This is a genomic window from Ruegeria sp. HKCCA0235A (genome assembly GCF_013033235.1).
Classification (GTDB): Bacteria; Pseudomonadota; Alphaproteobacteria; order Rhodobacterales; family Rhodobacteraceae; genus Ruegeria.
Window position 1 is genome coordinate 81,636 of record NZ_WQDQ01000002.1, and the last position, 24,535, is coordinate 106,170.

19 protein-coding genes, 2 pseudogenes and 1 riboswitch are annotated in these 24,535 nt (G+C 57.3%); of the genes and pseudogenes, 11 read left to right on the plus strand and 10 right to left on the minus strand.

Annotation, left to right across the window (positions count from 1 at the left end; translation table 11 throughout):
- Position 1: 1 nt before the first annotated feature.
- On the minus strand, positions 2-775 hold the full coding sequence (locus tag GOW56_RS04455) for a DeoR/GlpR family DNA-binding transcription regulator (RefSeq protein ID WP_171205096.1): 774 nt from the start codon (positions 773-775) through the stop codon (positions 2-4).
- A gap of 229 nt (positions 776-1,004) precedes the next feature.
- Between GOW56_RS04455 and GOW56_RS04460 the strand changes: the two genes are divergently transcribed.
- The 6 genes from GOW56_RS04460 (at position 1,005) to GOW56_RS04485 (ending at position 9,404) form a co-directional block, all read left to right on the plus strand.
- Positions 1,005-1,937, plus strand: a complete 933-nt coding sequence (locus tag GOW56_RS04460; protein ID WP_254447156.1) for an ABC transporter substrate-binding protein — start codon at positions 1,005-1,007, stop codon at positions 1,935-1,937.
- 74 nt (positions 1,938-2,011) lie between these two features.
- Positions 2,012-3,034, plus strand: coding sequence for a glycine betaine/L-proline ABC transporter ATP-binding protein (locus GOW56_RS04465; RefSeq protein WP_171205309.1), 1,023 nt, complete (start codon positions 2,012-2,014; stop codon positions 3,032-3,034).
- Positions 3,031-5,022, plus strand: coding sequence for a proline/glycine betaine ABC transporter permease (locus GOW56_RS04470; RefSeq protein ID WP_171205098.1), 1,992 nt, complete (start codon positions 3,031-3,033; stop codon positions 5,020-5,022). The genes GOW56_RS04465 and GOW56_RS04470 overlap by 4 nt, the downstream gene beginning before the upstream one ends.
- Before the next feature lies 1 nt (position 5,023).
- Complete coding sequence (locus GOW56_RS04475; protein ID WP_217358790.1) at positions 5,024-5,905, plus strand: phosphotransferase; 882 nt, start codon at positions 5,024-5,026, stop codon at positions 5,903-5,905.
- An 8-nt stretch (positions 5,906-5,913) separates the two neighbouring features.
- The gene (locus GOW56_RS04480) at positions 5,914-8,358 is read left to right on the plus strand and encodes an FAD-dependent oxidoreductase (protein ID WP_171205099.1); all 2,445 of its coding nucleotides are present in this window, start codon (positions 5,914-5,916) and stop codon (positions 8,356-8,358) included.
- Between the two features lie 266 nt (positions 8,359-8,624).
- A complete protein-coding gene (locus GOW56_RS04485; protein WP_171205100.1) occupies positions 8,625-9,404 on the plus strand; it encodes an inositol monophosphatase family protein in 780 nt (259 codons plus the stop codon).
- Positions 9,405-9,427: 23 nt separating this feature from the next.
- On the opposite strand, the gene GOW56_RS04490 is transcribed toward GOW56_RS04485, so the two are convergent.
- The 9 genes and pseudogenes from GOW56_RS04490 to GOW56_RS04525 form a co-directional block, all read right to left on the minus strand.
- A complete protein-coding gene (locus tag GOW56_RS04490; protein ID WP_152460237.1) occupies positions 9,428-10,438 on the minus strand; it encodes an iron ABC transporter permease in 1,011 nt (336 codons plus the stop codon).
- A 1-nt stretch (position 10,439) separates the two neighbouring features.
- Positions 10,440-11,390: an ABC transporter substrate-binding protein gene (locus GOW56_RS04495; RefSeq protein ID WP_254447157.1), complete on the minus strand. Its 951-nt coding sequence runs from the start codon at positions 11,388-11,390 to the stop codon at positions 10,440-10,442.
- A 16-nt stretch (positions 11,391-11,406) separates the two neighbouring features.
- Positions 11,407-12,180, minus strand: coding sequence for an ABC transporter ATP-binding protein (locus GOW56_RS04500; RefSeq protein WP_171119227.1), 774 nt, complete (start codon positions 12,178-12,180; stop codon positions 11,407-11,409).
- Complete coding sequence (locus tag GOW56_RS04505; protein ID WP_171119229.1) at positions 12,177-12,533, minus strand: DUF1636 domain-containing protein; 357 nt, start codon at positions 12,531-12,533, stop codon at positions 12,177-12,179. The genes GOW56_RS04500 and GOW56_RS04505 overlap by 4 nt, the downstream gene beginning before the upstream one ends.
- Positions 12,534-12,630: 97 nt before the next feature.
- Positions 12,631-12,828, minus strand: a riboswitch (cobalamin riboswitch).
- Between the two features lie 100 nt (positions 12,829-12,928).
- A pseudogene (locus GOW56_RS04510) lies at positions 12,929-13,545 on the minus strand (D-lyxose/D-mannose family sugar isomerase).
- Between the two features lie 64 nt (positions 13,546-13,609).
- On the minus strand, positions 13,610-14,536 hold the full coding sequence (locus tag GOW56_RS04515) for a carbohydrate kinase (RefSeq protein ID WP_171205101.1): 927 nt from the start codon (positions 14,534-14,536) through the stop codon (positions 13,610-13,612).
- Between the two features lie 30 nt (positions 14,537-14,566).
- Complete coding sequence (locus tag GOW56_RS21730) at positions 14,567-15,625, minus strand: ROK family protein (RefSeq protein WP_254447164.1); 1,059 nt, start codon at positions 15,623-15,625, stop codon at positions 14,567-14,569.
- Positions 15,602-16,903, minus strand: a pseudogene (locus GOW56_RS21735) (GH1 family beta-glucosidase); the annotation flags it as partial. The pseudogene GOW56_RS21735 and the gene GOW56_RS21730, both read right to left, overlap by 24 nt.
- Positions 16,900-17,937, minus strand: coding sequence for a LacI family DNA-binding transcriptional regulator (locus GOW56_RS04525; protein WP_171205103.1), 1,038 nt, complete (start codon positions 17,935-17,937; stop codon positions 16,900-16,902). The pseudogene GOW56_RS21735 and the gene GOW56_RS04525, both read right to left, overlap by 4 nt.
- Before the next feature lie 220 nt (positions 17,938-18,157).
- Between GOW56_RS04525 and GOW56_RS04530 the strand changes: the two genes are divergently transcribed.
- Genes GOW56_RS04530 through GOW56_RS04550 form a run of 5 tightly spaced genes read left to right on the plus strand, consistent with a single transcriptional unit; the run spans position 18,158 to position 24,482 of the window.
- Complete coding sequence (locus tag GOW56_RS04530; protein ID WP_171205104.1) at positions 18,158-19,516, plus strand: ABC transporter substrate-binding protein; 1,359 nt, start codon at positions 18,158-18,160, stop codon at positions 19,514-19,516.
- 55 nt (positions 19,517-19,571) lie between these two features.
- Positions 19,572-20,579, plus strand: a complete 1,008-nt coding sequence (locus tag GOW56_RS04535) for a carbohydrate ABC transporter permease (RefSeq protein WP_171169556.1) — start codon at positions 19,572-19,574, stop codon at positions 20,577-20,579.
- A gap of 3 nt (positions 20,580-20,582) precedes the next feature.
- Complete coding sequence (locus GOW56_RS04540; RefSeq protein ID WP_171205105.1) at positions 20,583-21,731, plus strand: carbohydrate ABC transporter permease; 1,149 nt, start codon at positions 20,583-20,585, stop codon at positions 21,729-21,731.
- Positions 21,732-21,740: 9 nt separating this feature from the next.
- Entirely contained in the window at positions 21,741-23,396 is a 1,656-nt protein-coding gene (locus GOW56_RS04545) for an alpha-amylase family glycosyl hydrolase (RefSeq protein WP_171205106.1), read from the plus strand.
- A 3-nt stretch (positions 23,397-23,399) separates the two neighbouring features.
- Positions 23,400-24,482, plus strand: coding sequence for an ABC transporter ATP-binding protein (locus tag GOW56_RS04550; RefSeq protein ID WP_171205107.1), 1,083 nt, complete (start codon positions 23,400-23,402; stop codon positions 24,480-24,482).
- Positions 24,483-24,535 lie beyond the last annotated feature (53 nt).

Consider the following 24,535-nt stretch of genomic DNA (forward strand, 5'->3'; position numbering starts at 1 on the left):
CTTATTCGGCGACGACAAGGTCGATTTCATTCGCCGATAGCATCTGGCAGATATCCTCGGGCGGGATCACATCGGTAAAGAACAGATTGATCTTGTCGGCAGGTTCCAATGTGACCGGCGCGCGCTTTCCCAGCTTTTCGCCATCGGCCACGACAATGCGGACCTGTGCGTTTTGAATGGCGACGCGGGCCAAGTTTGCTTCTTGCAGGTCGTGCAGCATAAAGCCCGGGTCCGCATTGACCGCCCCGACTGAAAGAATGGCGAAACGGACGTTCAAACGTTTGATCAGGTCCTGAGCTTCAACACCAAATGCGCCCCCATCGTGCGACCGCAGCTCGCCACCAGCCATGAACACCCGGTTGTTGTTTCTTGAAGCCAATGCCTGAGCAACAAAAACCGAGTTCGTCACGACAAAGAGATCGCTGTGGTTGCCAAGCGCCTGCGCCACATAAGCGGTAGTAGAGCCGATATCGAGGAAAACGGAGTCGCCGTCACTGATGACCTCGGCAACCGCCTTCGCCAGTTTCTCTTTCGCGTCAACCTTCTTGTCCAGGCGGCTTTGCAGCGACGGTTCCAGAATGTCTTCGAGAAGATGAACCCCGCCATGGACCTTGCGCACGATGCCGCGTTCTTCCAGATTGCGGACGTTTCGCCGAATGGTTTCCAGGCTGACCCCAAGTTCATTCGCCAGAACGCTTACCCGGCACGACCCGCCCGCGCGAAAAAGGGCGCGCAGGATTTCTTCTTCTCGTTGGTTTGTGGTTGGCAGGTTCATGTTTCGCGCTCTGATGGCATCGTCATAAGGGACGTTAAGCCATACCACAATACCCACATAAAGCAACGTTATCCGCGGGTATGGCTTTAGAAACTTGCTTCATGCAGGAAATAATGTGGCTTTACGTGGTTTTTATTGACACAAAACCCCACGATGTGGTCGTCTGTACTCAATACCACCGATTCATCGAAAAAAATCACGACAGGGAGAAGGTGTTATGAATTGTAAAATGGGAATTTCTGCGCTGGCCATCATGGCCGCCGGAGCCGCAACAACTGCATGGGCTGTTGAGTCCACGGACCCAATCAAACTGACGCTGCACGACTGGTCGGGGCAGTTGATCAATACCAAGATCATGGGTTCGATCCTGGAAGAAGCCGGGTACAACGTTGAATATGTTCAGGCGGATTACATTGCTCAGTTCGCCGGTCTGAAAACGGGTGACCTGCATCTGGCAATGGAAATCTGGGAAACCACCGGACGCGAAGCGCTGGACGAGGCAACCGGCACCGGCAAGGTCGTCAATGTCGGCGAAACCGGCCTGATGGCGATCGAAGAATGGTGGTATCCCAGCTACATGAAGGAACGGTGCCCGGGATTGCCGAATTGGGAGGCGCTGAAAGACTGCGCCGAGGAATTCGCGACGGCGGAAACTGCTCCGAACGGGCGTTATGTCGGCGGCCCGGTGACCTGGGGTGGCTTCGATGACGAGCGTGTCGAAGCGCTTGAACTGGATTTCGAAGTCGTCCATGCGGGTACCGACGCGGCCCTGTTTGCAGAATTGGAATCCGCTTATCAAAGACAGGATCCAATTGTTCTGTGGGTCTATGTCCCACATTGGGCGCCGGCAAAATACGAAGGCGAGTTCGTCGAGTTCCCGCCATTTACGCCAGAGTGTTACAGCGACCCTTCTGTCGGTGTGAACCCGAATATGGCCTATGATTGCGGCAAGCCGCGTGGCCCGATCTGGAAAGCAGCCTGGTCTGGCCTGCAAGAAAAATGGCCGGGTGCTTATGACATCATCGAAGCCTACAAAATCAACAATGATGAAATGAGCGCTATGGTTGGCAAGGCCGATCTGGACGGCGTGGAAATCGACAGCGTTGTTGCAGAGTGGATGGAGACCAACAAAGACCGCTGGTCTGGCTGGATCTTGAAGTAATCCACTGGCCAGAGCGGGCCTGTCGCTCTCTCGGACCGCTCTGGCCTTTTTCGCGAATGAACCGGACCACCCTGATGCCCCCCAAGACCAAACTGTCGTGCCGAAACGTCTGGAAGCTTTATGGCCCCAACGCAGATCGGTTGCTGCGGACAACCCCCGAACCTACGGCAGAAGAAATTCGCAAGGCAGGCGTGATCGGCGCAGTGCGCAACGCAAATATCGAGATCTCGGAAGGTGAGATTTTCGTCATCATGGGCCTGTCGGGGTCCGGCAAATCCACTCTGGTTCGGTGCTTGTCCCGGTTGATCGAACCAACCGCCGGTGAAGTTCTGTTCGACGATGCTGACCTCTTGCGCGCCAGCGAGAATGAGCTGATCGAAATCCGGCGTCACAAGATGGGCATGGTGTTCCAGCATTTCGCGTTGCTGCCGCATCTGACCGTTTTGCAGAATGTGATGTTTCCGTTGACGATTCAGGCCACACCCAAACCCGAAGCCGACGCCAAGGCCCGCGAGGTGGTGGAACTGGTCGGTTTGAAGGGGCGCGAGGATTATTACCCGCGTGAGCTGTCCGGCGGCCAGCAACAGCGCGTCGGCATTGCCCGTTCCTTGGTGACCGAGCCTGATCTATGGTTTCTGGACGAGCCGTTCTCGGCCCTCGATCCGCTGATCCGGCGCGAGATGCAGGATGAATTCCTGCGGTTGCAGGAGCGGTTGCACAAGACCATCGTTTTCATCACCCATGATTTCGAAGAGGCCGTTCGCCTGGCCGACCGCATCGCCATCATGAAGGACGGAGAGGTGATCCAGATCGCCACGCCGGAAGAGCTGGTGATGCACCCGGCCACAGACTATGTGGCTGAATTCACCAAACATATCCCCCGTTCAAAGGTCCTGACCGTCGGCGGTGTCATGGCCCCCGGCGCTGTGGGCGAGGGCAATCCGATCTCTCAATCCACCCGCATCTCGGACGTGGCGGAACGGATTATCGCGGCAGATGCGCCGATCCCCGTCGTGGACGCAGAGGGCCAGCCCATCGGAGCGATTGACCGCAAGGCCGTTGCGCATGTGCTGTTCGGCGGCGGAGACACGGCATGATCCGCCTGACCCGCAGCCAGATGGCAATTCTGCTGCTTGTTCTGATCACCATCGTGCTTGGCTATTTCGGTCGTGATTTGAGCAAGGCGCTGGATGCGCGCTGGTTGACCAAGTTCCCTTCGGCCTGGGTGATCCCGTTCAAAACCTACATTTCCTCGGCGATGACATGGCTGATCGAGGATGCCGCCATCGGGCCGGTGTCCTTCACCGATGTCACCCGCGCCATCGCGTGGTTGATCGAGCAGCCCTACAATCTGGTATTGGCTCTGCTGGCCGATGGCTTTGTCAGCGGTCAGGGAAATGACGCGCAGGTCATCCTGCCTGCGATCAGCTGGATCGTGGTCATCACCGCCGTTGTCGCCTTGGGTCAATATTGCCGTGACTGGGGATTGGCCGCTCTGGTCGGGGCCTGCTTCGTCTATCTTGCAGTTTTCGGACAATGGGACAGCGCCATGGTGACGCTGGCTTCGGTCCTGATCGCAGTGCCGATTGGAGCGGGCGGCGGGTTGCTGTTGGGCATTCTCGCCTATCGCCATCCGCTTTTTGAAAAGATCATCTCACCAATACTGGACCTGATGCAGACGATCCCGATCTTTGCCTATCTGGTGCCGATCCTGTTCATGTTTGGCTTTGGCCCGATCTCTGCCTTGGTCGCGACGATCATTTATGCGACCCCGCCGATGGTGCGGATCACAACGCTGGCGTTGAAAGGTGTGGATCCTGAGATTCTGGATTTCGGACGCATGGCGGGCACGACCCGGCGACAGTTGATGTGGCGCGTGCTTGTGCCCTCGGCCAGCCACAGCCTGATGGTGGGCGTCAATCAGGTGATCATGCTGACCCTGAACATGGTCATCATCGCCTCGATGATCGGGGCTGGGGGGCTGGGCTTTGACGTCCTCGCCGCGCTCCGCCGTCTGGACATTGGGGCAGGGTTCGAAGCCGGCATCGCCATCGTGGTACTGGCCATCGCCGTCGACCGTCTGAGCCAGGCCTTTGCCGAACGGATGGGGCAGGTGCATCATGAGGTCCCCGGCTCGTGGATCGCGCGTCATCGCCGAACGGTTCTGGTTGTGGTCCTGATGCTGCTGACCTGGGTACTGGGACAGTTCTCGCCTCTGTTGCTGGAATATCCTGAAAGCCAGACCATCACCACCGGCGCGTTCTGGGACAACACGGTCGAATACCTGAACGTCAACTATTTCGACACGTTCGAGGCCATCAAGGTTTTCTTCCTGACCTGGTTCATGATCCCGATCAAAACGGTTCTGCTGGGCATCCCGTGGCCATGGGCCATCGCGATGCTGGCCCTGCTGGGCTGGCACGCAGGCGGTTGGCGGCTAGCGTTGCTGTGTGGGGGAATGGCCTCGCTGATACTTGTCTCGGGCCTGTGGTCAAAGGCGATGGTGACAGTGTATCTGTGCGGCGCATCTGTTATTCTGGCGACGCTGATCGGGGTGCCTCTGGGTGTTCTGGCGGCGCTGAACAAACGCGCTGGAACGGCCATCAACCTGCTGATCGACACACTGCAAACCCTGCCCAGCTTTGTTTATCTGATCCCTGTCGTCATGCTGTTCCGGGTCGGCGATTTCACCGCCCTGATTGCCATCGTTCTCTATGCGCTGGCCCCGGCGGTCCGTTATGCCGCCCATGGTGTGCGCTCGGTAAGTGAGGAACTGATCGAGGCGGGTCTGGTTTCGGGCTGCACCCGCAAACAACTGCTGCGCCATATCCGCCTGCCGATGGCGTTGCCTGAAATCCTGCTGGGCGTCAATCAGACGATCATGCTGGCGCTGTCGATGCTGGTGATCACCGCCCTCGTCGGCACCCGCGATCTGGGGCAGGAGGTCTATATCGCCCTGACCAAGGCCGATACCGGCCGCGGTCTGGTGGCCGGCCTGTCGATTGCCTTCATCGCCATCATCGCTGATCGGTTGATCAATGCCAGTGCCCGCCAGGCCCGCATCCGCTTTGGACTGGAGAGTTGATATGAGCCATCCCGACCTGATGACCCGCATCCGCGCTCTGCCGATCTGGCAGGGAGAGATCGAGGCCACTCCGCTGACCGGTGGCATCACCAATGTGAACTACAAGGTCACGGACGGCAGCGGGTCTTATGTGGTTCGTGTGGGCGACGACATCCCCCTGCATCAGGTGATGCGGTTCAATGAGCTGGCCGCCAGCAAAGCAGCCAATGCGGCGGGTCTGTCGCCTGCCGTGCTGCATTCCTCGGGCGATTTGACAGTGCTGGAATTCATCGAAAGCCGCACATTGACGGAAGAAGATGTACGCCACCCGAACATGCTGCCCCGAGTTCTGGAATTGGTGAAGGCCTGTCATGTCGAAGTGCCGAAACACCTGCGCGGGCCGTCGCTGGTGTTCTGGGTGTTCCATGTCATCCGGGACTATGCCGCAACGCTAACCGAGAATGACAGCGCCCATGCAAAGCTGATCCCCGATCTGATAGACGCAGGCACGCTGCTGGAACGTGAGGCAAGGCCGTATGACATCGTGTTCGGCCATAACGACCTGCTCTGCGGCAATTTTCTGGACGACGGCAACCGCCTTTGGCTGATCGATTTCGACTATGCCGGATTCAATTCTCCGCTGTTCGATCTGGGCGGGCTGGCGTCGAACAACGGCCTGTCGCCTGAGCAGGAAGACTGGGTGTTGGAGAGCTATTTCGAAGCCCCGGTCAACGAGAACCTGCGCCAGCGCTATACGGCGATGAAATGTGCCTCGCTGCTGCGGGAAACCATGTGGAGCATGGTGTCCGAGATCACCTCGGATATCGACTTTGATTACGCAGCCTACACAGCTGAAAACCTGGCGCGGTTCCGCGCAGCCCTTACCGATTTCAAAAATACCTGAGGACAGACATGACCGACCTTCCGAATACAGCCAAAGCCGTCGTTATCGGTGGCGGGATCATCGGCTGCTCGACCGCCTATCACTTGGCCAAGCTGGGCTGGACGGATACGGTGCTGCTGGAGCGCAAGAAGCTGACCTCGGGCACCACCTTCCACGCAGCGGGTCTGGTGGGACAGTTGCGTTCGAACGCCAACATCACGCAATTGCTGGGTTATTCCGTTGATCTGTACAACAAGATCGAAGAGGAAACAGGGCTTGGCACTGGCTGGAAGATGAACGGCGGCTTGCGTCTGGCCTGCAACGAAGAGCGCTGGACCGAAGTGAAACGCCAGGCCACTACGGCGCATTCCTTTGGTCTGGACATGCAGCTTCTGACCCCATCCGAGGCGCAGGAGCTGTGGCCCTTGATGGATGTCTCTGACGTGATCGGCGCGGCTTACCTGCCGACTGACGGTCAGGCGAACCCGTCAGATATCACGCAGGCATTGGCCAAGGGCGCCCGCATGGCCGGGGCGAAGATATTCGAAGATACCAAAGTCACCGATATCGAGATCAAAGATGGCAAAATTCGCGCGGTAATCACCGAACATGGTCGGATCGAGTGTGAAAAAGTGATCTGCTGCGCCGGGCAATGGTCCCGCACCTTTGCCAGCCGCTTTGGCGTCAACGTTCCTCTGGTTCCGATGGAGCACCAGTACATGGTGACAGAACCTTTCGACGTGCCCGGCAATCTGCCCACTCTGCGCGATCCCGACCGGCTGACCTACTACAAGGAAGAAGTCGGAGGTCTGGTTATGGGCGGCTATGAGCCGAACCCGATCCCCTGGGCCACCAAGGGTATTCCGCAAGGTTTCCACTATACCCTTCTCGACAGCAACTTCGATCATTTCGAACAGCTTATGGAGCTTGCGTTGGGTCGTGTGCCCGCGCTGGAGAACGCTGGCGTCAAGACGCTGACCAACGGGCCGGAAAGCTTCACGCCCGACGGCAATTTCATCATCGGCGAAGCGCCCGAGTTGAGGAATTTCTTTGTCGGTGCGGGCTTTAACGCCTTTGGCATCGCGGCTGGCGGTGGTGCGGGCATGGCGCTGGCGGAATGGGTGCATAAGGGCGAGCCGCCCTTCGATTTGTGGTCTGCCGATATCCGCCGCTTTGGCCGCCCGCATTTCGACACCGACTGGGTTCGCACCCGTACCGTTGAAGCATACGGTAAACACTACACGATGGCTTGGCCGCATGAGGTACATGACTCGGGCCGCCCCTGTCGCAAGTCGCCGCTTTATGACACGCTGAGAAAGCAGGGCGCGTGTTTTGGTGAGAAACTGGGCTGGGAACGTCCCAACTGGTACGCGGACGTGTCAAAGGGCGAGGTGCCCAGGGATGAATACAGCTTTGGCCGCCAGAACTGGTTCGATGCCGTGGGGCGCGAACACAAAGCAACACGCGAAGCGGCGGTGTTGTTCGATCAGACGTCCTTCGCCAAATTCGCCCTCAAGGGTCCCGATGCTTTGGCAGCGATGAACTGGATCTGCGCCAATGATGTGGACAAGCCGGTTGGCGCGCTGGTCTATACCCAAATGCTGAACGACAAGGGCGGGATCGAGTGTGACCTGACCGTTGGGCGCGTGGCTCATGACGAGTTCTACATCGTCACCGGCACCGGCTATGCCACCCATGACTTCGACTGGATCAACCGCAGCATTCCCGAGGGTATGAATTGCCAGCTTTTCGATATCACTTCATCGAATGCAGTCCTGTCATTGATGGGGCCAAAAGCGCGCGATGTTCTTGCGGCGGTGACGCGCGATGACGTCTCGAACAGCGGGTTCAAGTTTGGCACGATCCGCACCATCGGCATCGCCGGGTGCCCGGTTAAGGCGCTGCGCGTGACTTATGTGGGTGAACTGGGCTGGGAACTGCACCTGCCGGTGGAATATGCACAAACCGTGTATGACGCCTTGATGGAGGCAGGGCGCCCGCATGGATTGATCAATGCGGGCTACAGGGCGATTGAATCGCTGCGTCTTGAAAAAGGCTATCGCGCCTGGGGCTCGGATATCGGGCCGGATCATACGCCGTTCGAAAGCGGCTTGGGCTGGGCCGTGAAACTCCGGAAAAATATTGATTTCAAAGGGCGCGCCGCCTCTGAGGCGCAAAAAACCGGCGGCGTAAAGAAGATGCTGGCATGTTTCACGGTTGACCCCGAGGTTGTTCTTCTGGGGCGTGAAACGATCTATCGGAATGGCGAAAGGGTCGGATGGCTGACTTCGGGCGGCTATGGTTACACCGTCGAAAAGTCGATCGGCTACGGTTACATCCGAAACGCCAACGGTGTCGACGCACAATACGTCACATCAGGGACATATGAATTGGATGTCGCCACTCAGAGGGTTCCTTGCGAAGTGACGCTGCAACCGCTTTACGACCCGCAGATGAGCCGGGTGAAGACCTGACCCGAGGGTGCAAGAGCAGATCTACCGACACACGCACGGCGATCGGAACACATGGGGAAAGCATGCAAACAGGGCAAATCCGCCCCGAGTGTCCGAATGTTCGTCGAATCTGACGGATTTCGATCCATAAGCCATTGATAAAGTTTCAGTATTGTCACACCTCATGCCCATCTGAAAACTGAACTGCAAGACTTCTCATTCAGCTTTCAGGGCGAACAACCTTTCATCCGTCAGAGATTGGATGACTTCAGCCGAAAGGACCGGAAATGGTAACCCCAGATGCGTTGACTGAACACGCGATGAAGATTGCTGATATTGCCGCGGAGTCCGCGATGCGGTTTTTTCGGGGGTCTTTGGGCATTGAATTCAAACAGGATGAAAGCCCGGTGACGCAGGCCGACAAGGCAGTTGAGGCGGAAGTACGCACCTACCTGAAACAGCATTTTCCCGGACACGGCATCTTTGGCGAAGAGCACGGTCAAGAAGCAGGCGACGGGCGTCATATGTGGGTGATTGACCCGATTGACGGAACCCGTTCGTTTCTGTCCGGCCATCCTTTGTTCGGGTTCCTTTTGGCGCACCTTGTGGATGGGCGCCCTCGGTTGGGGCTGGTCGGAATGCCGGCCTTACATGAGACCTATTTGGGTGTGGTTGGTGACGGGGCCAGACTGAACGGGCAACCGATAGAGGTGTCGAACACCACGCGTCTGGATCAATCGGTTTTGTACGTGAATGAAGGCGACAAAATTTATCGCGATCATCCTGACCTGTTCAGACGGCTGATGAATGCAGGGCAGACGCGCCGATTTGCCTATGATTGTTATCCCCATGCCTTGCTTGCTTCGAGCCATGTCGATGCTGTGGTGGATTACGATCTGCAACCTTATGACTATCTGGCGCTCTCACCTCTGATCACGGCTGCTGGTGGAGTGATGACCGATTGGCACGGGCATGCGTTAACCCTCGATTCAGATGGCGCGGTCGTTTCCGCCGCAACCCCTGAACTGCATGCTGAACTGCTTGACCTCATCAATGTCGAAAAATGACGGTGTTGCGCAACCTTGGAAAACTATCTCCCGCGATCAGATTTGAACAAATACAAAAAGACAAAAAGTGATCCTATCGACGTCGTGACGATTCCGACCGGCAACTCCTGCGGAGCCAGAAGAAGGCGTGACAAGATATCGGACAATGTCAACAGAATCGCGCCCACGATCGCCGAGACGATCAGCAGGTTTCGGTGCAGAGTTCCGGCGATGCCGCGTGCAATATGAGGCACCATCAGCCCGACAAAGCCGATTACACCGGCAACGGAAACGAAACTGGCCGTCGCCAACGCGGCAACGAAAAACATGCTGAACCGCAGTCCTTGAACGGGAATACCCAGTGACGATGCTGTGAAATCCCCGGTCAGCAGCGCGTCAAGCCACCGGCTGCGGTAAAGTGAATAGCTCAGGATCAGGCCCAATCCGATCAGGACAAGCGGGAACGTTTCCCATCTTGCCAGTCCCAGACCGCCAAGCATCCAGAATATCACCGAATGAGCAGCGCGATTGTCGCCAGAGAAAATCAGGTAGTTGGTGATTGCGGAAAACAGAAAGGACACCGCCAGGCCAGCCAGGATCAGTTTTTCGGGTGCGCTTGTGCGCAAGCCCTGAACCAGCGCCAGAACAATGCCGGACGCGATCAGACCACCGCAAAATGCCGCCAGCGGCAACGTCCAGATTCCCAGGACATCACCCGTGACGGTGATCACCAGAACGGCGCCGGCAGCAGCACCCGAGGACAGACCGAACAGAAACGGATCTGCCAGGTCGTTTCGCGTCGTTGTTTGCAAAACGACACCAACGACGCCCAGTCCCGCACCAATCACGGCGGCAAACAAGGCACGGGGCAGGCGAAGGTCGAAGACGATCCGGTGCAAGGGCGACATGTCTCCTTCCACCAGACCGGTTCCGAGGCCGATGGCCGAAAAAACTTCGCGTATGGGGATTGGGGTGGTCCCGTAGACGATCGACAACAGCAAAAGGGCGGTCAGAACAACCGCCCCCAGCACTATCAAACGGCCCAATCGGACCATATCAGTTGGTCTCCGGGTGCATCGCCTTCGCCATCTTCTCGATCGCTTCGATATTTGCCGGGCCGGGCGTCAGTTCCTCGTAACGCAGGCCAATCCAGCGCTCGTTCTTTACCGCGTCCGTTTGTGACATCACCGGGTGATCCTTGAGGAACTGAAAGGTGTCCTCTGCGCCGTTGCCGGATTGATAATCGAGCAGCACCAGAAACTCCGGGTTGGCCGCTGCCACGGCCTCCCACGACGTGCGACCCCAGCTGGTATCCAGATCATGCGTCACGTTCTCGCCACCCGCGGCTGCGATCATTGCATCGGGAATGGCGAACTTGCCGGCGGTAAACGGAGCATCGGCCGGCCCGTCCAGCAGGAACACGCGGGGCTTCGCTAGATCGGCTGTTTTTGCTTCGATGGCGGACAGTTGGTCCTTCCAGCGGGCAACCAGCGCCTCGGCCTTGTCCTCGACCTGCATGACCGTGCCCAGACGCAGAACGTCATCAAACAACAGGTTCATGCTGGCCTCGGGGCGATCCTTGTCCAGATGCACGCAGCTTTCGGACAGGATCATGGTCTTGATACCAAAGGGTTCCAGCGTGTCGGGCGTGACGTCACCGCCGGGTTTCATGCCATAGTACCAACCGGCAAAAAACAGATCGGGTTCGACGGCCACAAGGTTTTCAATGGTCGGGTATTTGGGGGCAAGCTCTGGGATATCGCCACGCTGAGCATCAAAATCAGGGCTTGTTTTGTACCAGCCGGTAATTCCGGTAAGCCCCACGATCTTGTCCTGAAGGCCGAGCGCAAAGGCCATATCCGCCATGTTCATGTCATGCACGACCAGACGTTCCGGCGCCGAGTCAAAAGCCAGCGGTTCGCCGCAATTGTCCACGGTGACGGCTTCCGCTGCCGCGCCACCTGCCAAGCCAGCGAAAACAACCACCGGCCAAAGTTTCTGCATCATATTTAAGTTCCTGTTATTATGACAGTTTCCGTTTTCGGATATCCAGTGCGGGGATCATGCGGCCTTCGTGCTGAAAGCACAGATAATCCACGCCGAATGTCTCACGTACCCGGTCTGGGGTCAGAACTTCGACAACAGGCCCGAACCCCGTCAGACGCGTGGCTTTCATCAGCGCCACATGGGTGGCGAATTCCGGGATCATGACCAGATCATGGACGATCATGACGACCGTTACCCCCAGATCAGCAACCAGAGACAGCATGTGCCCCTTGGCATCGGGGTCCAGATGGTTGGTTGGCTCGTCTAGAAACAGCAAGGACGGGTTCTGGGCCAACGCGCGCGCGATATGTGCGCGCTGACGTTCTCCGCCGGACAGTTGACCCATCGTTTTGTTGGCAAAATGCGACAGCTCGGTCGTCGTCAGAACCCGTTCCAGATCAGCCTTGTGCTGAGCCATCGAACGTTCGCCCTGAATCGGGATTTGCCCCAGCGCAACATAGTCTTGCAGGCGCATCCGCCCGTCAGGCATTTCCTGCTGCCCGACCACAGCAATGGAGCGGGCACGTTGGCGGGCGGACAGGGTCCGAAGGCTTTGGCCTTCTATCCAAACATCACCCAAGATAACCCGTTCGATCCCGCACAGCAGTTTCAGCAGAGTGGTCTTGCCGGCGCCGTTCGGCCCGGCGATTGCCAGAATTGATCCTTCTTCCAGACGAAAGGACACATCCTGCAACAGGATATCGCCATTAAGAGCATAGTACTCCAAATTCTCGGCAACCAGAAAACTCATGAAGCGCCACCGGACGGCAATGCGGGTATTCGCGACAAGGTCTTTGCGAAAAGGGCAGGGGGGCGGTCCGAGGCGCTGGTCCAGCCATCGTCACTGTCGCCGAACTGGGTCGCGAATTCGACCAAGGCGGACAGGTCGTGTGATGTCGTGATATCGCCAAACAGGTACTGCGCTTTGCCCGGGGCCTGAAATCCGACCGTCATGGCCCGTTCACAACCTGCCATGCAGGCCACCATTCGGGTTTCAAAACCGTCAGGCAACCGGGCATTCAGCTCGTCTTGCGCAGCCTCGGCAGACATCGCCCCCTGACATGTTGAACAGATCAGAACGTAGTGATCAGAATAGCAGGTCATAGCCATCTCCGTCGTTTGCCAGACGCAGACAGAGGGCACATACCCAGATATTACGCAAACACGCCATCAAGCCTCCTTCCGAGACGCCCCGCCTCGGGTTGGTTTATAGTGCGATGGCAGGTCTCCTGACTTGCGGGTCGTTGCTTGGCCGACCTTCCCAACCCATGCGGGTCAGTGGTGAAGTGGCGTCGCTCACCGCTTACAGTTGCGGGGGCAGTCACGGACTTGGCACATTCCAGCGCCGCACCGTGTTCCCATTTTCATCCCTTACGGAACCATCCCGCTCAGCTAGTCCGGCAATGCCAGACTTGTCAAGCGGCAGACGAAGGCGGTGGTAGATGGAATTGCAACAGCCGCGCCAGCTGTCCTGCTGCGCCAGCCCGGACCGAACGGTGTCAATAGTCTGATACAAGAAGGAAATCCGGCTCGAAATCTTTCTCGACCTTTGAAAACCGTGGAATTGGCTTTTCAAACACATTGTTCGTACGGTCGTCATTCACGGTCGATACCTCGCCAATAAGGCAATCGCCGCGCTCGGCCCAGAAAGCGTGCCAGATGTCGGGCATCAGAGTTACGCTTTACCCGGGCTTCAGCCGTACGTGCTCTTGGGGTTGCAAGGTTACGGGGCAGGCATCGCTGGGGACCGTCATCGGGTTGCTGCGGTCGACGCCACCGTTTGGATCCGGCGCATGAATTTCCAGAAAGAGATCGCCGCCGCCCCTGTTGATGATGTCTTCTGCCTTGATAATATGCCGGTGCACCGGAGAAAGCTGATTGTCTTTCGAGATCAACAGTTTTCTGCACAGAGCATCCCACGCCCGGATTTCAGATCCTTCGTCTAACCAGTGCGTAGAGTGAACGGGAATAGGTAATGTTCGTCGAAATGGCCTTGTGCGTAATCGGTAATATCCCATCCCAGCCCGCGGCTGCGGATCGTTTTGGCCAGAGGGCTGCGCATTTTCTCGGGCGATCAATCCGCAAAGAGCGGCTATGCGGCGCCGAAAGATTGAATGAACGTCTGGGCCTAGGGCTTGATGTGGTTGATTTCGGATCGTTTCATCATGCCATCCCGCAGATCAAAGTTCGTGCGCCCAAGGGGGTTCCGCCCCGGCTCGGGAAACGGTTACGGCCGCCACGTCAGCGCCCAGTTCCATGGCGGCTTGCAGGCTTTCAACCGTCAATCCGCGCAGACCTGACTTGGTCAGATGCCCAGCGCGGCTGAGCTCGGTCAGGACGCCGGCGTTGAACGTGTCACCTGCGCCGATCGTATCGACCACTTCAACGGGTTTCACAGGAACCGAGACTTCGGAACCATCCGCCAGGTAACCGTGCGCCCCATCACTGCCACGCGTGACGATGACAACGGAAGGACCCGCCTGCAACAGCACAGACGCTTTTGCGGATTCGGCTTCAGCGCCCGGAATGATCCAGTCCAGGTCCTCGTCTGAAACCTTGACGATATCCGCACGCGAGATCATACGGTTCAAACGCGTCCGAAATCGGGTTTGATCCTTGATGAAATCCGGGCGGATATTCGGGTCCAGCATCACTGCCCGGTCGGAACCGTGGCGGTCCAGAAGGGCGGCGTAGGCATCTGCGCAAGGTTCACACGCAAGGCTGATTCCGCCGAGATACAGGGCAGAGACAGCAGGAAGCTGATCGGGCATGTCTTCGGGCAGCAACATCCGGCCCGCAGTGTTTTCATCAACAAAGCTGTACGACGCGTGTCCATCCGAGAGCTGCACAAAGGCAAGCGTGGTCGGACGGTCCGAGGTGATCACATGTGTCGTGTCCACATGGCTCGCTTTCAGCGCATCGATCAGTTGTTGGCCGAACATATCCGATGACAAACCTGTCAGCATCCCTACCGGAACACCCAGACGTCCCATCGCGACGGCTGTGTTCAGAACTGCACCACCAGTATGTGGCACAAAACCAATTGCGCCCGATGCGGTCGGTTCTGAAATCATATCTATCAGCGCTTCACCACAGCACAGGATCATGTCTTGGTCCTTTTTGGTAAGAAACTTCGGTTAGTCTGGTTGCTGTCTCAGCGCATTCTTGCAGAAGTTGTTTGCGCCGATGATCCCGAACTCTGCCTGTTCAGATACGTATAGGTTCAGGGAGCGGCGCAAATCGCTGAAGCGGCCGCCGCCGTTGAACGCATCCTTGAAGTTGTCACTGAATAGCCAGCGGTTTTTCTCGGCAACGCCGCCGACGAGGAAAACGCCCCCCTCCGGCATCAAGGTGACCGCCAGATCACCCATCAAAGCACCCAGATGGGTGGTAAAAATCTGCGCGGCTTTTTCGGCGACCAGATCGGTGCCGTTACGGGCATCGTTCAGAATGTCCTTTGCAGAGCGCGCCTGAGTTCGCGCTTGACCGGCTGCCAATTCAACCGCCTGATACAGGATCGGCAGGCCGGTTCCGCTTAGGAACATTTCTGCTTCCAGCGCTAGGCTGTCCCCAAAGAAACAGCCCGGTGCGATGCGACGTGCCGCCTCAAAGATATCAACTTCGTCGCGATGGCGCGGGTACAGGCCCACGTGCCCGCCTTCGCCGGAAACCGTGTGATACCTGCCTTCGGAATATAGCAACGCACCAACGCCAAGCCCGGTTCCGGGCCCTACGACCAACCGTGTGCCTGCGGGCGGCGTTGCCTGACCCTGCAAGACCGCAACATCCGACCGGGTCACCTCGGCCACCGACCACGCCGCAGCGGTGAAATCATTTATGACAAAGGTGCGCTCTGCTCCTGTTGCTTTCGCCAACTCGGTTTCCGAAAGATCCAGGTTTGCGTTTGTCAGCTGAATCGTTCCGTCCCTGACCGGCCCGGCTCCGGCTGCTACGACGGCCTGTGGGTTGGTTCCGATCTCGTCCCTGAGATCATGGAACGCCTCGAGCAGATCTTCCAATGTACCTGTCGGGTGTTTCCGAAGGTCTGCCAATTCTCCGTTCGTGACGACGCCCAGACGTGTGTTCGTACCGCCGATATCCGCGACCAGATTCCAATGCTCATGCACGGCACCAAATGGTTGCGCTAACGGTTGAGAGACGCTCTGACCCTCGGACAGGGCGGATTTCAGCGCCATGAAAGACGCTTTGGGCGTTCTCACAAGTGTTTCGAAATCCACGTCCACCAGTCCAAACCTCTTCTCGTACCCGAAGGCCCATTCATAATTGTCCAGCAGCGACCAGACAAAATAGCCATTCACCGGAACACCTTGTGCCAAAGCGTCCAGCACGGCCGCAAGGTGCTTGTCGAGATAATCGATACGATCATCGTCCTGCACGCGCTCCTCACTCGCCATACCGTTTTCGGTGATATAGATTGGCAGCGCGCCCGTATAGTCTTTCCTTGTTCTGACAAGAAAGCGGGTAAGGGCAGAGGGATCGATTTCCCATCCCATCTGCGTTTTGGGTAACGGTCCGGGAACCTCTTGCAGGCTGGGCCAGGCGGCGTCCGCCGGGGCAATCAATTTTCGGGTATAGTAGTTCAACCCGCACCAATCGACCTGTGTGCCGATGGTTTCAAAGTCGTTCTGCCAGCCCTTGGGCAAGTGCGGCTCCAACCCCTCCAAGGCTGTTTGGGGATATTCCTTGTTGAAAACACCGCCAAGGAAGAACCGGTTGTAGATCGCATCGTAGCGATCTGCGGCAAGCCGCGCTTCCGCGCTGTCATCTGCTGGCTCGGACCATTCGAGGTTGAACACAGCACCCAGATTGCCCATCCCAAGACTGCGCATGGCCTGAATCGCTCGCCCGTGGGCCAACAAAACGTGATGCATTGCCCGGGCCGCGGCGCGGATATCGCGCAGACCGGGCGCATGGTGGCCTTCAAAATGGCTCAGCCAACTGACACACCAGGGTTCGTTGATCGGCGCGGCACTGAACATCCGGTCGCCGATCCGACCCATGACGACCTGCGTATAGTCCGCGAACCAATCCGCGATGTCGCGATTGCACCATCCCCCCTGATCCGCAAGCGCTGACGGCAGTTCCCAATGATAAAGCGTCACGCAGGGGCGGATACCGCGTTCCAGCAGGGCGTCCGCCAATCGGTCATAATAGTCCAGCCCGGCCTGATTGACCTGACCACGCCCGTCCGGCAGTACGCGTGCCCAGCTGGTCGAAAAACGATAACAGTCAAACCCGGCCTCGCGCACCAGATCGAAATCCTGCTCGAACCGGTTCAGGTGATCGCAGGCGACGTCTCCGTTTTCCCCGCGCACCACGTTGCCCGGCGACGCCGCAAAGGTATCCCAATGAGTTCGCCCCGCCCCGCCCTGCGCGTGGCCTTCAATCTGGTACGCAGAGGTGGCAACACCAAAGAGAAAATCTTTGGGAAAATCAGCGCGTGCGTGTTTCATGGTTGCACCTTGTTGGGCGCAGGGCCGGTTGACCTGCCCACGACCAGTTCGGCCTCCAGCAGCCGGGTTTTGACGGGATCATTCGGGGATTTGATGCGCTGGATCAACATGTCAGCCGCCATTTCACCCGCCTGACGGACGGATGAGCGCGTTGCCGTGAAAATCGGAACATCCTGCCCGTTCTTCAAATAGGACAGGTCGTCGTCATGGGCGATCACTGACACATCCGTACCCATCGCAAGCCCGTTTTCGGACAGCGCACGCCGTACGCCGATGGCAGAGATCATCGATGAACACAAAATAGCGGTCGGAGGGGACTCCAGGCGCAACATGTTCTGCGTTTCGTGATGGCCGTAAACCTCTGTCATTTCAGCGCTGCGCATCAGATCGGCATCGGGCGTAAGCCCGGCCTGACCAAGCGCCTCAAGATATCCGTCGCGGCGGCGTTGGGCAAAATCCATATCTTCCAGACCGTTGATCAGAGCGATACGGCGATGGCCAAGGTCAATCAGAAAGCGTGTGGCGCGCATGAACGAACTTTTGTTGTTGACGTCGATCCAGTCATATTGAGCGTCGACGCCGGTCGACCGTCCGTGCACGATGAATGGGACGCCCATGCGGGTCAGGACTTCGATCCGTGGTTCGTTCACTTTGGGGCCTTGCAGCACAACCCCGTCCACCGCGCCGCGCTGAAAAAGACTCCGATACGCTTCTTCAATCGAAGTGTCGTCGGCATTGGTGAACATCATGTCATAGCCATGTTCAGCGTATTTCTTTGCGGCACCGGCGACGAAATCCCCGAAGATCGGGTTGACCATTTCATGCCGGGACGAGCTGGGAATGACGTGGCCGATCACCATCGATCGTCCGGTCGCAAGCCCTTTGGCGCGACTGTTCGGCCGGTACCCGTGTTTGCGCGCCGCGGCTTGAACGCGCGCACGTGTATCCTCGCTCACTTCGGGGTACCCGTTCAGCGCCCGGCTGACCGTAGTTTGCGAAAGGCCCAGAACTTCCGAGAGCTGCTTCAGGTTCATTTTACGATTCAAAGCGCCTTAAATTGAGTGGCTCTTTTTTGTTTTGTGAGCAAATACGGCATCCGTCAACTTGTTTTGCGTTGAAAGCAGAAAATATAATTTCTTTAGGCGCTGGGAAGCAAAATATTGACAGGGCGCCAATGTTAGCGGATAACACACGTCATCCAAAGCGCTTTGAAAGCGAGTCTTTGAATACATGAAAGCTTGGGAGGAGGATTTGATGAAACACGGGCTTTACGCAGGTGCGGCGGCACTTGCCCTGATGGCCGGATCAGTTCAGGCAGAGGGTGAGATGATCCATGTCGTCGGCGAGGGCAGTTTTGACTGGGATGGGTTTCAGGCCTTTGCCGAAGCGAATGATCTGTCCGGCGAAAGCCTGACCATTTTCGGCCCCTGGCTGGCTGGCGAGGGCAAGTCCTTCGAAAACCTCGTGGCCTATTTCGATGAGGCAACAGGCGCGAATTCCAGCTATGTGGGTTCGGATTCTCTGGAACAGCAGATCCTGATTGATGCGGCCGCAGGCTCGGCACCTAATCTGACTGTTTTCCCGCAGCCTGGTCTGGCGGCAAACCTCGCAAAACAGGGCTATCTGACGCCATTGGCCGAAGGCACTGCGGACTGGATCAAGGAAAACTTCGCCGCCGGTCAATCCTGGGTCGATCTGGGTACGTTTGAGAACGCGGAAGGGTCTCACGATTTTTACGGGTTCTTCTTCAATGTGAACGTCAAATCGCTGGTTTGGTACGTGCCTGAAAACTTCGAAGACTTTGGGTATGAAGTGCCTGAAACCATGGAAGAGTTCAAAGCTCTGATGGATCAGATGGTCGAGGACGGCGAGACGCCCTTGTGCGTCGGTCTGGCCTCGGGCGGCGCAACGGGTTGGCCTGCGACGGATTGGGTCGAGGATCTTATGCTGCGTACGCAACCACCTGAAGTCTATGACCAATGGGTGTCGAACGAAATGAAGTTCGATGATCCCCGCGTCATAGCCGCGATTGAGGAATATGGCAGCTTTACCCGCAATGACGACTATGTGGTAGGTGACGCAGACGACACGGCGGCAATCGATTTCCGTGACAGCCCCAAAGGTCTTTTCGATAGCCCGCCCGCTTGCATGATGCATCGTCAGGCTTCGTTTATTCCCGCCTATTTTCCGGAAGGCACGGAATTGGGGGTGGATTCTGATTTCTTCTACTTCCCGGCTTATGCCGAAAAAGACCTGGGGACGCCGGTGCTTGGGGCAGGGACATTGTTCACAATCACCAACCCAAACCCTGCAGCCGAAGCCTTTCTGGAGTTCCTCAAAACACCTTTCGCCCATGAGATCATGATGTCGCAGGACGGTTTCCTGACGCCTCATCTGGGTGCAGATCCCGCGAACTATTCGAATGATTCACAGCGGGGACAGGGCGAAATTCTGACCAACGCAACGACCTTCCGCTTTGACGGGTCCGACCTGATGCCCGGTGCAGTCGGGGCGGGTACGTTTTGGACCGGGATGGTCGATTACTCGTCGGGTGCAAAAGATGCAGCCACCGTGGCACGTGAAATCCAGGCGTCCTGGGACGCAATCAAGTGACCAACTCATGGGGCGGTCCTGAGGCCGCCCCGTTTGCCAAACGGATGGGCGTATCATGACACCCGCACTACAAGGCCTGCTGACGATCGCCATCGGCGTGTCGGGTTGCGTGGGCTACTTCTATCTTTCCAACCAGTTTCTGGACAAAGTCCTGTTTCCGCCGCGCGGGCCAAATGCGGGCCGAAACATCAACCGCGCGAACTTGATCCGCCCGTGGTTGTTCCTGTTCCCGGCGCTTGCTGCATTGGGGCTGTATCTGGCGTATCCGGTGGTTGAGACCTTGCGCCTTTCGCTTACGGAACGCGTGCCCGGTGGCGGATACCGCTGGGTTGGCCTGGACAACTATACCCAAATGGCGGCCGAGCCGAAGTTTTGGGAGGCCATGCGCAACAACATGTTCTGGCTGATCGTCGTGCCGGCCATGTCAACGGCTTTTGGTCTTCTCGTGGCGCAACTGACCGACCGCATCCGCTGGGGCAACTTTGCCAAATCCCTGATTTTCATGCCGATGGCCATTTCATTTGTTGGTGCATCGGTGATCTGGAAGCTGGTTTATGATGCGCGACCAGCGGAACAGGACCAGATAGGCATCCTCAACGCGCTGTACATCTTCTTCGGCGGCACCGAACCCAACACGTGGTTAACAATTCCTTTCTGGAACAGTTTCTTTCTGATGGTTGTCCTGATCTGGATACAGACGGGTTTCGCGATGGTCATCCTGTCGGCGGCCTTGCGCGGTATTCCCGAAGAAACCATCGAGGCGGCCATTTTGGATGGGGCCAATCCCTTTCAGATCTTCTTCAGGATCAAGGTGCCGCAGATCAAAACCACGATCCTTGTTGTTTGGACGACGATCACGATCACTGTTCTCAAAGTATTCGACATCGTCTTTGCCATGACCAACGGCCAGTGGGAGACGCAGGTGCTGGCAAACTACATGTATGACAAGCTTTTCCGCGCCAATGACTGGGGCGTCGGGTCGGCCTCGGCCATGGTGATCATGTTGCTTGTTGCACCGATCCTTGTCTGGAACGTGCGCAACGCGCGCAAGGAGATGGAGTAAGCCATGAGCGATATTGCCGGAACCAAACCCGCGCTCAGATGGGTGGTGCATCTGTCAGTCGTCTTTCTTGTGACCCTTTGGGTCATCCCTACGCTTGGCTTGTTGATTTCGTCTTTTCGGACGGCAGATCAGATATCGTCCAGCGGCTGGTGGCGGTCGCTGTTTCCCTCCGAGCAAAATCTGACCCTTCGCAGTGCCGCGCCCGAGACGCAGGTTCTGGAAAACGGAGTGTATGTCATTCAGGGGGCGTTGTTCGGCGAAGATGAGCAAGCAACGATTTCCAGATGGGGTATCAGTTCGCGCGAGGTAGATGCATTTGAACCGGGCCAAACAGCAGAATTGCGCCGAGGTGGTACGATCACGGTGGATGCGGCCGGCAACTACCGGATGGAAAACACCGAGGAGTTCACCGGAAAACGTGGCGTGCGCATCTTTGTTACGGTCGAATTGCCGCCCGTGTTCACCTTGGAAAACTACCAAAAGGTTCTTCTGGATCAAAGCAGTACGGACAGCATGGCCAAGGCGTTCTTCAACACGCTGACCGTAACCATCCCGGCGACCATAATTCCGATTTTGGTTGCCGCCTTTGCAGCTTATGCACTGGCGTGGATGGATTTCCCCGGACGCGCCTTGCTGATCGCGGCTGTTGTTGGCCTTTTGGTCGTGCCGCTTCAATTGGCCTTGATCCCGTTGCTGAAGTTTCACCTCAATATCGGGATCGGCAAGGGCTATCTGGGTGTCTGGCTTGCGCATACAGGGTTTGGGATGCCCCTGGCGATTTACCTGCTGCGCAACTACATGGCCGGATTGCCGCGTGATCTGATCGAGAACGCCCGCGTCGACGGTGCCACCGAGTTTCAGATCTTTACCAAACTGATCCTGCCACTCAGCTTCCCGGCGCTGGCGTCTTTCGCGATCTTCCAGTTCCTGTGGACATGGAATGACCTGCTTGTTGCCAAGGTTTTCCTGATCGACGCGACCGGCCAGACAACCGTAATGACGAACCGCATCGTCGAGCTGCTGGGTACACGTGGTGGCAATTGGGAAATCCTTGCGACCGCTGCCTTTGTCTCGATCTTCGTGCCGCTGGTCGTCTTCTTCGCAATGCAAAAATACCTGGTCCGGGGCCTGCTGGCCGGATCTGTCAAATAGAGGCGTCTGATGAACGTGCAGAACAACCTTGAACAATGCAAAGCAACGAAACTGTCTTCGGACTGGTGGCGCGGTGGTGTGATCTATCAGATCTATCCACGCAGTTTTCAGGACAGCAACGGGGATGGAATCGGTGATCTGAAGGGCATCGCTGCGCGACTGGACTACATCGCCTCGCTGGGCGTTGATGCAATCTGGATCTCGCCGTTTTTCAAATCGCCGATGAAGGATTTTGGTTACGACGTCAGCGATTACCGCGATGTCGACCCCATGTTCGGGTCGCTGGCGGATTTCAAAGAGCTTTTGGATCAGGCCCATGCGAAGGGTCTGAGGATCATGATTGATCTGGTCCTGTCGCATACATCCGATCAGCACCCTTGGTTCATCGAAAGCCGTAGCAATCGGGAAAACCCGAAATCCGATTGGTATGTTTGGGCGGATCCCAAACCGGATGGCACGCCACCGAACAACTGGCTTTCGATCTTCGGCGGCTCGGCCTGGCAATGGGATGCCCGACGGCTGCAATATTATCTGCACAACTTCCTGACATCGCAGCCGGATCTGAATTTCCACTGCCCGGATGTTCAGGATGCGTTGCTGGACGTGGCGCGGTTCTGGCTTGATCTGGGGGTGGATGGCTTTCGGCTGGATACCATCAATTTCTATTTCCACGACAAGGCGCTGCGCGACAATCCTGCGCTGCCTATGGATCAACGCAACGCCACGATCGCACCGGCCGTGAACCCCTACAACCATCAGGACCACCTGTTTTCGAAAAGCCAGCCCGAGAACATCGCCTTCCTCGAAAGACTGCGGGCCTTGACGGACGAATATGAAGGCCGGGCTTGTCTGGGTGAGGTCGGAGATGCGCAGCGTGGGCTCGAGATCATGGGCGAATACACATCCGGGGATAAGCGGATGCACATGTGCTATGCCTTCGAGTTCCTGGAAAAACGTTCATTGACAGCAACTTACACCAAGCACGTTTTCGACCAGCTGGAAGCGAAGGCAGGTGACGCGTGGCCATGTTGGGCATTTTCCAACCACGACGTGCAGCGTCACGTCTCGCGCTGGAATCTGGATGACGCGGCAGCCCGCCAGCACGCGGTTCTCATGATGTGCCTGCGCGGCTCTGCCTGCCTGTATCAGGGAGAGGAGTTGGGCCTGCACGAAGCGGATGTGCCGTTCGAGAAACTGCAAGACCCCTATGGCATCGAGTTCTGGCCCGAATACAAGGGCCGCGACGGCTGCCGCACACCGATGGTTTGGGCGGCACAAGATGAACAATCGGGTTTCAGCACCGCAGAGCCCTGGCTGCCGGTAAGCGCACAGCAGGCCGGGCAGGCGGTGGACCGATTGGAGGCGGATCCAAGCTCTATGTTGAACCACTACCGTCGCGCCATTGCCTTGCGGCATGCGCATCCTGCTTTGGCAACGGGGGCGCAGACCGGCATGACGGAAACGGGTTCGATTCTGTCTTTTGTGCGTGAGGATTTGCATGAGCAGATATTCTGCGCGTTCAATCTGGGCACGGATTCTGCCGCGTTCAACCTGCCCGAAGGCAGTTGGCAGGTCATGGGTCAGGACCTGGGCGGTGTCGAAGGAAGCGGCAACGTTGTCCTGAACGCGGCGCAGTTCATCCTGATGTACAGGAAAAAGGGATAAAGCATGTCTGAACTCAACCTCACGGACGTCGCCAAGTCCTATGGCCCTGTCGATGTTTTGAAGAACATCAACCTCGACATCGAACAAGGCGAACTGATCGTTTTTGTCGGTCCTTCCGGATGCGGCAAGTCCACCCTGCTGCGGATGATTGCCGGGTTGGAGAAGATTACAGGCGGCACGCTAGAAATCGAAGGGCAGGTCATGAACGATGTTCCGCCTGCACAGCGGGGCATCGCGATGGTGTTTCAAAGCTATGCTTTGTATCCCCACATGACCGTTCGCGAGAACATGGCCTTTGCCCTGAAAATCGCGAAGATGCCCACGGCCGAGATTGATGCTGCCGTAGACCGTGCCGCTCAAATCCTTCAGCTGGAACCATTCCTGGACCGCCTGCCAAAAGCTCTTTCCGGAGGGCAGCGTCAACGGGTTGCCATCGGGCGCGCGATCGTACGTGACCCAAAGGTGTATCTGTTCGACGAACCCCTCTCGAATCTCGACGCGGCACTTCGGGTGGCCACGCGGATCGAGATCGCGCGTCTGAAAGAGGCCATGCCTGACAGCACCATGATCTACGTGACCCACGATCAGGTCGAGGCGATGACACTGGCCAGTCGGATCGTGGTATTGGCCAACAAGGGCATCGCGCAGGTCGGGACACCGCTTGAACTGTATGAGGCGCCTGACAACGAGTTTGTTGCGCAGTTCATCGGTTCGCCTTCCATGAACCTGCTGTCCGGCACAATCACCGGAACCGGCGAAATGACCACCGTCGAACTGTCATCAGGCGGGATTGCAAGATCCGCGGTTCCAACCGAAGACAGTGACCTGGGGAAAAAGGTCAATATCGGGGTGCGTCCCGAAGACTTGGCCATGACGGAAGAATCCGCGATTCTGTCCGGCAAGGTGGATTTCACCGAAGCCCTGGGCGAAGTCACGCTGCTGTATTTTGAGAAAACCGATGGTGCGGATGCAGTCATTGCAAAGCTGCCGGGAGTTCAGCGCAACCTGCGCGGCCAGACGGTCTCGGTCACGGCCGCACCGGACAAAGTGCATCTGTTCCACAATGGATTGTCCATGCGCAAATAGCAGCGAAACGCAGTTCTTGACAGAATTGCGTTTTGTGTTTCACCATAATTGAA

Excerpts from the sequence above, each read along its gene's own strand:
- GOW56_RS04465 (WP_171205309.1), top strand. The coding sequence starts at position 2,012 with ATGCCCCCCAAGACCAAACTGTCGTGCCGAAACGTCTGGAAGCTTTAT.
- GOW56_RS04470 (WP_171205098.1), top strand. The coding sequence starts at position 3,031 with ATGATCCGCCTGACCCGCAGCCAGATGGCAATTCTGCTGCTTGTTCTG.
- GOW56_RS04495 (WP_254447157.1), bottom strand. The coding sequence starts at position 11,390 with ATGATGCAGAAACTTTGGCCGGTGGTTGTTTTCGCTGGCTTGGCAGGT.
- GOW56_RS04530 (WP_171205104.1), top strand. The coding sequence starts at position 18,158 with ATGAAACACGGGCTTTACGCAGGTGCGGCGGCACTTGCCCTGATGGCC.
- GOW56_RS04480 (WP_171205099.1), top strand. The coding sequence starts at position 5,914 with ATGACCGACCTTCCGAATACAGCCAAAGCCGTCGTTATCGGTGGCGGG.
- GOW56_RS04525 (WP_171205103.1), bottom strand. The coding sequence starts at position 17,937 with ATGAACCTGAAGCAGCTCTCGGAAGTTCTGGGCCTTTCGCAAACTACG.
- GOW56_RS04500 (WP_171119227.1), bottom strand. The coding sequence starts at position 12,180 with ATGAGTTTTCTGGTTGCCGAGAATTTGGAGTACTATGCTCTTAATGGC.
- GOW56_RS04550 (WP_171205107.1), top strand. The coding sequence starts at position 23,400 with ATGTCTGAACTCAACCTCACGGACGTCGCCAAGTCCTATGGCCCTGTC.
- GOW56_RS04485 (WP_171205100.1), top strand. The coding sequence starts at position 8,625 with ATGGTAACCCCAGATGCGTTGACTGAACACGCGATGAAGATTGCTGAT.
- GOW56_RS04535 (WP_171169556.1), top strand. The coding sequence starts at position 19,572 with ATGACACCCGCACTACAAGGCCTGCTGACGATCGCCATCGGCGTGTCG.
- GOW56_RS04455 (WP_171205096.1), bottom strand. The coding sequence starts at position 775 with ATGAACCTGCCAACCACAAACCAACGAGAAGAAGAAATCCTGCGCGCC.
- GOW56_RS04540 (WP_171205105.1), top strand. The coding sequence starts at position 20,583 with ATGAGCGATATTGCCGGAACCAAACCCGCGCTCAGATGGGTGGTGCAT.
- GOW56_RS21730 (WP_254447164.1), bottom strand. The coding sequence starts at position 15,625 with ATGGCGCTGAAATCCGCCCTGTCCGAGGGTCAGAGCGTCTCTCAACCG.
- GOW56_RS04515 (WP_171205101.1), bottom strand. The coding sequence starts at position 14,536 with ATGATCCTGTGCTGTGGTGAAGCGCTGATAGATATGATTTCAGAACCG.
- GOW56_RS04460 (WP_254447156.1), top strand. The coding sequence starts at position 1,005 with ATGGGAATTTCTGCGCTGGCCATCATGGCCGCCGGAGCCGCAACAACT.
- GOW56_RS04545 (WP_171205106.1), top strand. The coding sequence starts at position 21,741 with ATGAACGTGCAGAACAACCTTGAACAATGCAAAGCAACGAAACTGTCT.
- GOW56_RS04475 (WP_217358790.1), top strand. The coding sequence starts at position 5,024 with ATGAGCCATCCCGACCTGATGACCCGCATCCGCGCTCTGCCGATCTGG.
- GOW56_RS04490 (WP_152460237.1), bottom strand. The coding sequence starts at position 10,438 with ATGGTCCGATTGGGCCGTTTGATAGTGCTGGGGGCGGTTGTTCTGACC.
- GOW56_RS04505 (WP_171119229.1), bottom strand. The coding sequence starts at position 12,533 with ATGACCTGCTATTCTGATCACTACGTTCTGATCTGTTCAACATGTCAG.